Source organism: Nocardia albiluteola (assembly GCF_018860155.1).
Classification (GTDB): domain Bacteria; phylum Actinomycetota; class Actinomycetes; order Mycobacteriales; family Mycobacteriaceae; genus Nocardia; species Nocardia albiluteola.
Map to the genome: position 1 here is coordinate 41038 of NZ_JAHKNI010000026.1, position 10114 is coordinate 51151.

Genomic DNA, 10114 nt, shown 5'->3' on the forward strand with positions numbered 1-10114 from the left:
TTCGCGGTGGAGTTCACCCTTGCGACGCGTGTCGCCGGATGACGCCGTAGACGGCCTCGGGGTCCTCGATCTGGGGGTAATGGCCCAAATCCGGCAGGCGGGTCACCACGGCGTGCGGGCGAAGGCGCAGTACCGCCTGGAGCACGGCCTCGGTGCAGATGGGGTCCAGCTCGGCCCAACCCAGCTCCAGCCGGCCGGGCCAGGTACGTAATGCGTTGTGCCAGCGGTCGGAGGTCGGTGGAGTAACGCGTTCGTGGTTGTAGTAGATCAGCTTGTCCAGCATGCGGTGACCATCGTTGCAGGCCAGCAGCGACCACTGGTCTGCCGCCTCCTCGGCGCCGAGCGGGTGCGCCCGGGAGAAGATGCCTCTGAACGAACGGCGGTAGGACGACTCGGTGGTTAGCCGAGTGACAAGCGGCCCGAACCGGCTCAGCAGGAGTTTCTGTCCCCGCAGCAGGCTGGCCCGCTCCCGGACCAGACTCGCGTTGAACAGCAACGCCGACTTCAGCGTGAACGACAATGTCCCGTCGATGTCGCGTGCCAGGATCTCGGTCGCGACCGAGCTGCCCATATCGTGGGACACCATGACGACCGGCTCGCCGGCGAACCGTTGCGCCAGTTCCTCGGCAATGTCGGCCTGTATTCCGAGCGAGTATTTCTTATCCCGCGGTTTGTCCGACAGTCCGTAGCCGAGGAAATCGAACACAACCAGTGGGTGCCCGTCGATCAGATCGAAGGCGCCTCGCCAGTCGTAGGAACTCGACGGATATCCGTGCAGGAACAGCAGCGGCGGTAGATCCGCGGCTCCCGCGCGCTCGCGTACGAAGATCTTGTGGCCTCCGACCTGCTCGAACGTGCCTGATCGCCGCCAAGCCGCGACCCGTGGGGTCAGGTTCGTCATCTCCACTCTCCGTGGGGTCCAGCGGTTGCATGTGTCCCGCGTGAATTTAGTCCTGCCGGGGTAGCCTGTCGGCGCCGTCGAGCGGCAGGTCGAGGGCGAATTCGAATTGGGCACTCCATACTTCCACGCGGCCATGGGCAGGTGCACACTTGTGGCATGGAGCCCGAGCCGCGCCGGCTGCTGAACGGCATCTCGGAGGTACGCGCGTTCTTTCACACCAACGCCGTACCGCTGTACTTCATCTCGCCGACCCCGTTCAACCTACTAGGCATCGACCGCTGGGTACGGAACTTCTTCTACCTGACGTACTTTGACTCTTTCGAGGGCGCACATCCGCGCGTGTTCATGCCCCGGCGGCGCGACCGCAGGGATTTCGGGTGCATTGAGGACGTGTGCAATCACCTCCTGTGCGATCCCGAGACACTCGAGTTCATCGCGCACCGAGGGCCCGGTGGCAAGGCATGCTTTGTGATGCTTGACGAGGAGACCCAGGCCCTCGCGCACAAGGCGGGGCTCGAGGTCATGCACCCGTCGGCGGCGCTGCGCCATCGCCTGGGCTCCAAGATCGTCATGACGCGCCTAGCCGAGGAGGCGGGCGTGCCGAGCGTGCCTAACGTGATCGGACGAGTCGGCTCCTACGACGAACTGCTGGCGCTCGCACAGGGCGCTGGGCTGGGCGATGACCTCGTCGTCGAGGCCGCTTATGGCGACGCCGGCACGGAGACGTTCTTTCTGCGCGGTCAGCGCGACTGGGACCATTGGGCCGGTGACCTGGTCGAGCAGGAAGTCAAGGTCATGAAGCGCATCCGCAATGTCGAGGTCTGCCTCGAGGGCACCGTGACCCGCCACGGCACCGTGGTCGGCACCGCGATGACGAGTCTCGTCGGTTATCCAGAGCTGACTCCGTATATGGGCGGCTGGTGCGGCAATGATGTCTGGCGCGGGGTGCTGCCGCCCGGACAGACGCACACCGTGCGAGAGATGGTGCGAAAGCTGGGCGACGTCCTGCGCCGCGAGGGGTACTGCGGCTACTTCGAGGTGGACCTCTTGCACGACCTGGACTCGGACGAGTTCTACCTCGGCGAGGTGAACCCGCGCGTGAGCGGCGTAAGCACGATGACGAACTTGACCACCGAGGCCCACGCCGACATGCCGCTGTTCCTCTTCCACCTGCTCGAGTACATGGACGTGGAGTACGAGCTCGACGTCGAGGAGATCAACTCGCGCTGGGAGCGGGGCTATGGCGAGGACGAGGTTCTGGGGTCAGCTGATGATCACAGAGACCTCGCCGGATCTCGAGCTCTTGACCGCGACCCCACGCACAGGTGTGTGGCACCTCGACGACGACGGGCGCATCTCCTTTGCGCGCTGGGGCAACGACTGGGACTCGCTGATCGACGAGTCCGAGGCCTTCTACATGCGTGTCGCGGCGCCGGGCGACTTACGCTGCAAGGGCGCCCAACTCGGCGTGCTCGTCACCCGCGGGCACCTGCAGACCAACGACTACCAGCTCACCGAGCGCGCCCGGCGCTGGGTCGAAGGCATCAAGGCGGAGTTCGCCTCAACACCCCTGGTGCCGGGTGAGGCGGCCACACCGATCGTCTCGCGGCTCGTTGCCCGAGCGTGAGCAGGGGGCTGCACGATCTGCTCGACGAACCTGGCATCGAGCGCGAGCGCCTGATCCAGGCGTTCCTGTCGTCCCCGCTGACGGTCAAACCGTACCTGGTCGTAGTCAGCCGCTGTGGTGACAAGCGCGTTTGCGACGCCTCGCCAGCTTGAAGCGCAGCGGCCGATGTCGCGGTCGGCGGTGTGCGACGACTGCTGGGACATCTCCGGCCTGGGCGGCTCACTGCGGATCGGCTCGCCGCGCCGGTTGAGCCCAGGAGAGCAGGAGCATGACGAAACTGCCCCCCGCCTCCCGCGCCCTGATTAACGGGACTTCGGCCGATCAGCCCCGCCGCGCACAGTGCCCTGGCCGGATTGCGCAATTGTCAAATCCCGTGGATCAGAATCTTTTCAGGTCGCGTCAAAAAAGGATTGAAAACAATAATTCGCGATGGCTACCGAAGTTGTCCACGAGGACCGGGCGGTAGCCGCCGCCATATCGGGTAAGTGGTCGGCGGATAAGCGTCCCCGTCCAGGTTTGCGATACCGTAAGCTATGACAAATCCTTCGGTTCTGGTGCTCGGGGCTACAGGAGGACAAGGCGGGGCTGTTGTCGATGCATTGCTGTCGCGTGGGACGGCAGTGCGAGCTATGGTGCGTGATACCCGAAGTCCGCGCGCACAACGGCTCGGCGAGTGGGGTGTGGAGCTGGTGGGTGGATCGCTGGACGATCGGGCCGCACTGGCGAGGGCGATGGCGAACGTCGCGGGCGTGTTCGCTGTGACCACGCCGTTCGAAGCGGGTGTGGAGGAGGAGGTCCGGCAGGGACGGGCGATCATCGGCGCGGCCGGTGATGCGGGGGTGGCGCATCTGGTGTTCAGTTCGGTGGCCTCGGCGGATCAGAACACCACGATTCCGCATTTCGAGAGCAAGGCGGTGATCGAGCAGGAGCTCACCGCCAGCGGACTCCCGGCGACCGTTGTCGCGCCGACGTACTTCTTCGACAATGCTCTCGGCGGCCGGCAAGAACTGCTCGATGGTGTGCTGGAGCTGTCCTTGCCCGCCGATCGGCCGCTACAGCAGCTGGCGCGAGAAGATTTGGGGCAGTTCGTCGCTCACGTTCTGGCCGAACCGCAGAAGTATCTCGGCGAACGCATCGAGCTGGCCGGCGATGCCCCCACCCCAGCCGAGATGGCCGCCGCGATCGGCGCTGCATTGGGGCGCCCCGTCATCCATCGGCAGACTCCACTCGACGCTATCGGCAACGCAGATATGCACGCCATGTGGACATTCCTCAACGGCGGTGGTTATCGCGTCGATATCGATGCTCTGCATCGCGCGAACCCCGAGATCGAGTGGACGTCGTTTCGTGACTGGACGCGACGAACCTTCACACGCTGACGCCGGAATGGGGCCGCCCACGCGGCCACCGCACGATCGGTCGAGTGCCCGGCCCACTGCCGGTGGCAGCGGCACCAGAACGACCTGGGTGCCCTTGCCGACAACTCGCAGTACTCTATGCCTGTGTTCTTCGCCGAGATCGTCGATATCGGATCCGCAGGCTTCGAAGATCCGCAGTCCCAGCAACCCGAGCATCGCCACCAACGCGAAATCGCTGGCGTGTGTCGAATCTCGCGCCGCTGCGAGCAGCGCCTCTAACTGCAGGTGCGAAACTCCCAGCGTCGGAGACTCGTTCGATAACCGTGGTCGGCGCACGTACTCCGCGGGTGAGTGCTCCAGGACTCCGTCGATGACACAGGTGCGGTAGAACCCGGTGAGCACGGCAGTGCGGCGAGCGACGGTGGAGGGTTCGAACCGGCGGGTCTCCTGCATCCACCGCACAAACCGTTCCACCTCCGGCCGTCTCATGGCCAGTGGCCTCAGCTGGTGCTCGGGGCAACATCGGAAAGGCAAGCAGGTCCGAGGTGCAGTGGATGCGGGAGCTTCCGGTGTAGCGGGCGAGGTGGGCCGCGCAGGCCGGCCGTAATGAATACGACCGCGGCGGGTCGCCCTTCTTCACCTGGCTCCCGTACGCGAATACCGGTGGCAGCGGCAACAACACCTACCTCGATCTCCATGGGTACTCACACTCGACACTGCTCGTCTCCGACGTGCGTTGGGGCACTGCCGCGGCGACACGTGGAATGTGCTCGCCGAACGTCCGGAATAGCGAAATCAGTGGCATCCGTGCATATCCCGACCCCGAAGTCCGCGGGCACCACGTGTTCTCGCCAGCGGAATTCGGGGCTTGTCGGGTGATCGTGGCCGTGTTGTCATGTTCCGCGGGAGCGAGGGCGCACGGCCATTCGCCACCGGGATGACGTCGAGAGGTGAGGGTGCGCGTGGAACAGGTGGAGCCGGTCGTGGCACACCGTGCGGAGTTGGCGGAGGAGTTGCGGGCGTACTTCGGTTCGATCGCCGCCGCCGAATTGGGCAGTGACGACGATATTTTCGAGCTGGGGCTGGTGAACTCGCTGCGGGCACTGGAGATCGTCGTCCACGTGGAGCAGACCTACGGGATCTCGGTCGAGGTCGAGGATCTCGATCTCGGCAACTTCCGGACCGCGGCCCGCGCGGCCGCGTTCATCGAGCGCAAGCGGTCCGGGACCGGGCCGTCGTGATCGATGTCGAAAAGGTGGTCGCGGCCGCGGAATCGGATGCGGCCCGGTGGGATCGCGATGGCTTGCCCGACGAAATGATCACGCTCGCGGCCCGGACCGGGCTGCTGGGCGCCGATCGGCCGGTGACATTCGGTGGTGCGGGACTGGATGCGCGTGAACTCGGCCGAATCGCGGCGACGCTCGGACAGTGTTGCACCAGTCTGCGATCGCTGGTCACGGTGCACGGCATGGTCGCCGCCGCGCTGGATCGCTGGGGCACCGCCGAGCAGCGCCGCGCCTGGCTGCCCGGGCTCACCGCGGGGGAGGTCGTTGCCGCGCTGGCGGCGACCGAGGCCGGGGCCGGGACCGACTTGGCAGGTGTCGCAACAACTTTCGAGGCCGATGGCGCGGACCGTTTGGTGTCCGGACACAAACTGTGGGTGACGTTCGGCCAGGTTGCCGACGTGTTCCTGGTACTCGGCACGGCGGACGGCGGACTGTGCGCCGCACTCGTCGAACGCGACCGTCCCGGCGTCTCCGTGGAGCCGGTCGAGGGCCAGCTCGGCCTGCGCGGCGCCAGGGTGGCCCATATTCGGTTCGACCGCGTGCGGATACCCGCCGCGCAACTGATCGCACCGCCGGGATTCGGCCTGTCCCATGTCGTCGGCACGGCCCTGGACCACGGGCGGTTCACCGTCGCGTGGGGGTGCGTCGGGATCGCGCGAGCCTGTCTCGCCGACGCCGCCGCGCACGCCGCCACCCGCGTTCAGGGTGGTTCCGCACTCGCCGAGCACCAGCTGATCCGTGCGACGCTCGGCCGCTGCTGGGTGGATGTCGAAGGCGCACAAGCCATCTGCGAGCGCGCGACCGAAGATCGGATCGCCGGATCTGCGCACGCCCTCGTCTCGACCATCGCCGCGAAGTACGCGGCCGCCCATGCCGCGGCCGTGGTCGGTGAAAGGGCGGTGCAGGTGCTGGGCGCGGCGGGATGCGCACCGGACAGCCGCGTCGGCAGGTTCTACCGCGACGCCAAGGTCATGCAGATTATCGAGGGAGCACAGGAGGTCGCCGAGGTGACCATCGGCGAGTACGTACTGCGGGGTGCGCGATGATGAACGCTCCGGTGCGGCTCGGTCCGGTGGCAACGCGGTTCCCCGCCACCTCCGCCCGAGTGGCCACCCTGGCCGAACTGGACGAACTTCCGGCACACCGACGCGAACACGCGCTGGCACTCGGCATCGAAACGGTGCACACAGCGGGCGAACTATCCGAGGTGGACCTGGCCGGCGCGGCGGCGACGGCGGCGCTGACCGAGGCCGGGCTCGACGCCGCCGACGTCGACGCGCTGCTGCTGGTCACCGGGCGCGCACCCCAGTACCTGCTGGCATCGGAAACGACACGGCTGCAACACCGGATCGGCGCCACTCGCGCCTTCACCGCAGGTGTGGGCGATCTCGGCTGCGTATCGGTCTCCGCCGCGCTGACCCTCGCCGCGGCGCTGCTGCGCGCCGACGCCGGATACCGCACGATTCTCGTCGTCGCCGCGGCCAAGACCCCAACCCGCAACCGCTACCGCCCACCCATGACACTGCTCGGCGACGGCGCGGCGGCGCTGCTGGTCACTGCCTCCGGCGGGCGCTGGGAGTTCGTCGACCAGATCCTGCGCAGCGACGGCAAATACGCGGACCTGTTCCGAATCGACTACCGCGACACCCCGTCGGCGGCATGGACCGAGGAATGCGCCGACGAATCCACCTACTCGTTCCGGCTGGCGGTCGAAAGCAAGAAGCGGTTCGACGTCATCATTCCAGAACTATTGGAACGCAACGGTGTCCGGCTCGGCTCGGTCGGGCCGATCCTCATGCAGAACCTGTCCGGCGGTGCGTTCGCGTTCTGGGAGGAGGCCCTCGACGCCACCATCGACGCGGCCTGCCGGAGCAATCTGGCGGCATACGGGCATCTGGGCTCGGTGGACATGCTGGTCAACCTGGAGGCCGCGGCGGCCACCCGCGCGTCCGGTGAATATGCGCTGCTGTTGAACAGCAGTCCGGTGGCCGCGTGGAGCGCCGGCCTGATGCGGAGGGTATGAGCGGTGGTGGCAATGGTGAAATGCCTGGTCTGGGATCTCGACGACACCATCTGGCCCGGCGTCGTCCTCGAATCCGATGGCGGGATCCCCAAACCCGAAGTGCTACGCGCGATCCGCACCCTGGACGAACGCGGAATCCTGCACGCCGTCGCGAGCCGCGGCGAACTGTCAGCCGCCACAGCGCATTTGCGCAGGCACGGCATCGAGGACGTGTTCTCGGCGGTCGAGGTCGGCTGGGGCCCGAAGTCGGAGGCGATCCGCCGGATCGCGGAATCGCTCGATATCGGGCGCGAGACCATAGCGTTCGTCGACAACGATCCGGTCGAGCTGGCCGAGGTGGCGACCTCCTGTCCCGAGGTCCGGTGCTATCCGGTCGATCGCATACCCGAGCTGCCGAACCTTCCGGAATTCACGCCCGGGACAGTGACATCCGAAGCGCGGCACCGCCGCTCGTACTATCGCGCCGAACGCGCCCGCCGTGTCGGCGCGGCCGAATTCGCCGGCTCGGATGCGGACTTCCTTGCGTCGTTGGGCCTGGTCATGACCGTGCGCGCGGCATCCGAAGAAGACCTTGCCAGGGCCAACGAGCTGACCGTCCGCACCCATCAGCTCAACACCACCGGGGTCACCTTCGATATCGACGAACTGCGGGAACTGTGCGCGTCACCACGCCACGAGGTGCTCGTGGCATCCCTGCGTGACCGATTCGGCGGCTACGGCACCATCGGACTGGCGGTCTCGGAGATCCGCGGCTCCGATTCGGTGCTGCTCCTGCTGCTCATGTCCTGCCGAGTGATGTCGCGCGGAGTCGGGACGGCGCTGATTCGCGAAATCGTCCGCCGCGCACGCGCGGCGGGCCGACGGCCGACCGCGGAATTCGTGGCGACCCCGGTCAACCGGGTGATGCTCGTGACCCTCAGATTCGCCGGATTCGAGGTGCTCGAATCCGACGGTGACCGTGTGGTGCTCGTATGCACGGTGCCACCGGAGGACATCAGCGGAACCGGCCATGTCGAGGTGGCCCGATGAGCACAGCAATGAGGGATGGTGGCCGGGTGGGCGGTGACCAGGCCACGGACCTGCTGCGGGGAATCCTCCAGCAGGCCGAGCGGGTACCCCACCGCACCGCGCTCGTGGTGGGGGACCGGTCGCTCACCTACCGCGAACTCGCCACTGCCACCGCACATCTCGCGCGCAGGCTGGTTGCCGCGGGCGTGCGGCCCGGACAGACGGTCATGGTGTACCAACGGCAGAGCCTGGACACTCTGATCGGCATGATCGCGGCTCTGCGCGCGGCCGCGGCGTGGTGTGTGGTCGAACCGGGCCGTCCCGTATCGGCGGTGCGTTCGGTGGTGGCGGACGCGACCTGTACCGCGCTGATCATCGACGGGCGCGACGATTCCACGACGCGTGACGAGGTGGCCGCGCTGGTGACCGGCACGGCGACGGCGGTGCTCGATATCGCCGAGGACACCGAGCCACCCGCCGTGGCGCTGCCGGACCAGCCGCCGCTGCGGTCGCCCGCGTACGTCATCACCACGTCCGGTTCGACGGGTGAGCCGAAGGCCGTCGTCGTATCGCGGGCCAACCTCGCCACCTTGATCGGCTCACGGAACTATCCGTACACCGACGGCGAGCTCGTGACCTTCTCGGCGATGCGCCTGATCTGGGATGGCTCCCTCTCGGCACTGGCCTGGGCGCTCACCGTCGGCGGCACCAGTGTGCTCCCGGACGCCCAGATGCTGCCCGACGTCGACGTGGTCGCCGAACTCGCTGTCCGCCATGGCGTATCACATTTCGTTGCGACGCCCTCGTTCTACCGGCTGCTGCTGCCGCGACTGGCCGAGCTGAAGTCGACGCTGCGGATCGTCACGCTCTGCGGCGAGCCGATGTCGATTCGCCTCGTCGAAGAGCACCGCGAGGTGCTGCCCTCGACAAGCCTGCACAACGAATACGGTCCGACCGAGGCGACCGTGACCTGTATCTGCCACGTCGTGTCGGAGACGCCGCAGCCCGTCGTGCCGATCGGCACGCCGACCGACGGCACGACGGCGCACATTCTCGACGGCTCGCTCCGGACGGTCCGCTGGGGTACTCGCGGTGACCTGTACCTCGGGGGCGGACAGGTCGCCGACGGTTATGCGGCACGGCCCGGACTGACCGCGGCCCGGTTCGTGGCCGACCCGTTCGCGACCGAACCGGGCGGCCGCATGTACCGCACCGGCGATCTCGCGCGGGTCGACGGCAGCGGTCACATCGAATTCCACGGGCGTGCCGACAGTCAGGTGAAGGTGCGGGGCGTCCGGGTCGAACGCGCCGCGGTCGAAGCGGTGCTGCAGGCACATCCCGCCGTGCAGGAGGCGGTCGTGCTGGATGCGATGGACTCCGACGATGTCGTGTACCTGGCCGCCTTCTGGGTGCCCGCGGCCGGTGTCGCGCCACCGCCCACCGTCGGCGCGCTGACCGGATACTGCGCGGAACGGCTTGTGCCCGAATCGGTTCCGGAACGGTTCGTGGCGGTCGACACCCTGCCGATCGCACCGGGCAGCAGCAAGCTCGATGAAGCGGCCCTGCGTGCGCTGCTGCACTTGCGTCCCGAACGGCGCACGGTCCCGTCACGGGATGGTTGGACCGAGAACGAACGGGCGGTTGGCGAGATCTGGTCCGAAGTGCTGCTGCACGACGAATTCGACCGTGAGGACCGGTTCTTCGATGTAGGCGGCAACTCCCATCGGGTGGTCGCACTCCATCTGCGCCTCGAGGCCGGGTGGCCGGGTGCGATCTCGGTGGGGATGCTGTTCGACCTCGACACCGTGGCCGCACAGGCGGACGCGCTGTCGGCGGATCCGGCGACCCGAATCGAGTCCGAACCGGCGGACAGCACGCCATTGGCTTTCGAGGTGTGAAGGACACCGTAAT

The 10114-nt window shown here is 67.2% G+C and carries 8 protein-coding genes and 1 pseudogene; 8 read left to right on the forward strand and 1 reads right to left on the reverse strand.

Annotated elements, in window-relative coordinates:
• Positions 1-13: 13 nt before the first annotated feature.
• Positions 14-901, reverse strand: a complete 888-nt coding sequence (locus tag KO481_RS40910) for an alpha/beta fold hydrolase (RefSeq protein ID WP_215923948.1) — start codon at positions 899-901, stop codon at positions 14-16.
• A gap of 156 nt (positions 902-1057) precedes the next feature.
• Between KO481_RS40910 and KO481_RS40915 the strand changes: the two are divergent.
• The 8 genes and pseudogenes from KO481_RS40915 to KO481_RS40945 all read left to right on the forward strand — a co-directional run bounded on the left by KO481_RS40915 (position 1058) and on the right by KO481_RS40945 (position 10101).
• A pseudogene (locus tag KO481_RS40915) lies at positions 1058-2528 on the forward strand (biotin carboxylase).
• Between the two features lie 533 nt (positions 2529-3061).
• Positions 3062-3907, forward strand: coding sequence for an NmrA/HSCARG family protein (locus tag KO481_RS40920; protein WP_215923949.1), 846 nt, complete (start codon positions 3062-3064; stop codon positions 3905-3907).
• A 123-nt stretch (positions 3908-4030) separates the two neighbouring features.
• The gene (locus KO481_RS44200) at positions 4031-4165 is read left to right on the forward strand and encodes a hypothetical protein (protein ID WP_281066302.1); all 135 of its coding nucleotides are present in this window, start codon (positions 4031-4033) and stop codon (positions 4163-4165) included.
• 683 nt (positions 4166-4848) lie between these two features.
• Positions 4849-5127, forward strand: a complete 279-nt coding sequence (locus KO481_RS40925) for an acyl carrier protein (protein ID WP_215923950.1) — start codon at positions 4849-4851, stop codon at positions 5125-5127.
• Positions 5124-6218 (forward strand): acyl-CoA dehydrogenase family protein, encoded by a 1095-nt coding sequence (locus KO481_RS44605; protein WP_215923951.1) that lies wholly within the window; start codon positions 5124-5126, stop codon positions 6216-6218. The genes KO481_RS40925 and KO481_RS44605 overlap by 4 nt, the downstream gene beginning before the upstream one ends.
• Complete coding sequence (locus KO481_RS40935) at positions 6215-7195, forward strand: beta-ketoacyl-[acyl-carrier-protein] synthase family protein (protein WP_215923952.1); 981 nt, start codon at positions 6215-6217, stop codon at positions 7193-7195. The genes KO481_RS44605 and KO481_RS40935 overlap by 4 nt, the downstream gene beginning before the upstream one ends.
• A 3-nt stretch (positions 7196-7198) precedes the next feature.
• Positions 7199-8224, forward strand: coding sequence for an HAD-IIIC family phosphatase (locus KO481_RS40940; protein ID WP_215923953.1), 1026 nt, complete (start codon positions 7199-7201; stop codon positions 8222-8224).
• Positions 8221-10101 carry a non-ribosomal peptide synthetase gene (locus tag KO481_RS40945; RefSeq protein ID WP_245402238.1) on the forward strand — a complete coding sequence of 627 codons (1881 nt, stop codon included), beginning with the start codon at positions 8221-8223 and terminating at the stop codon, positions 10099-10101. The genes KO481_RS40940 and KO481_RS40945 overlap by 4 nt, the downstream gene beginning before the upstream one ends.
• Positions 10102-10114 lie beyond the last annotated feature (13 nt).

Bases quoted from the DNA above. Each gene is read 5' to 3' on its own strand.
- KO481_RS40920 (WP_215923949.1), top strand. From the start codon at position 3,062: ATGACAAATCCTTCGGTTCTGGTGCTCGGGGCTACAGGAGGACAAGGC.
- KO481_RS40945 (WP_245402238.1), top strand. From the start codon at position 8,221: ATGAGCACAGCAATGAGGGATGGTGGCCGGGTGGGCGGTGACCAGGCC.
- KO481_RS40935 (WP_215923952.1), top strand. From the start codon at position 6,215: ATGATGAACGCTCCGGTGCGGCTCGGTCCGGTGGCAACGCGGTTCCCC.
- KO481_RS40910 (WP_215923948.1), bottom strand. From the start codon at position 901: ATGACGAACCTGACCCCACGGGTCGCGGCTTGGCGGCGATCAGGCACG.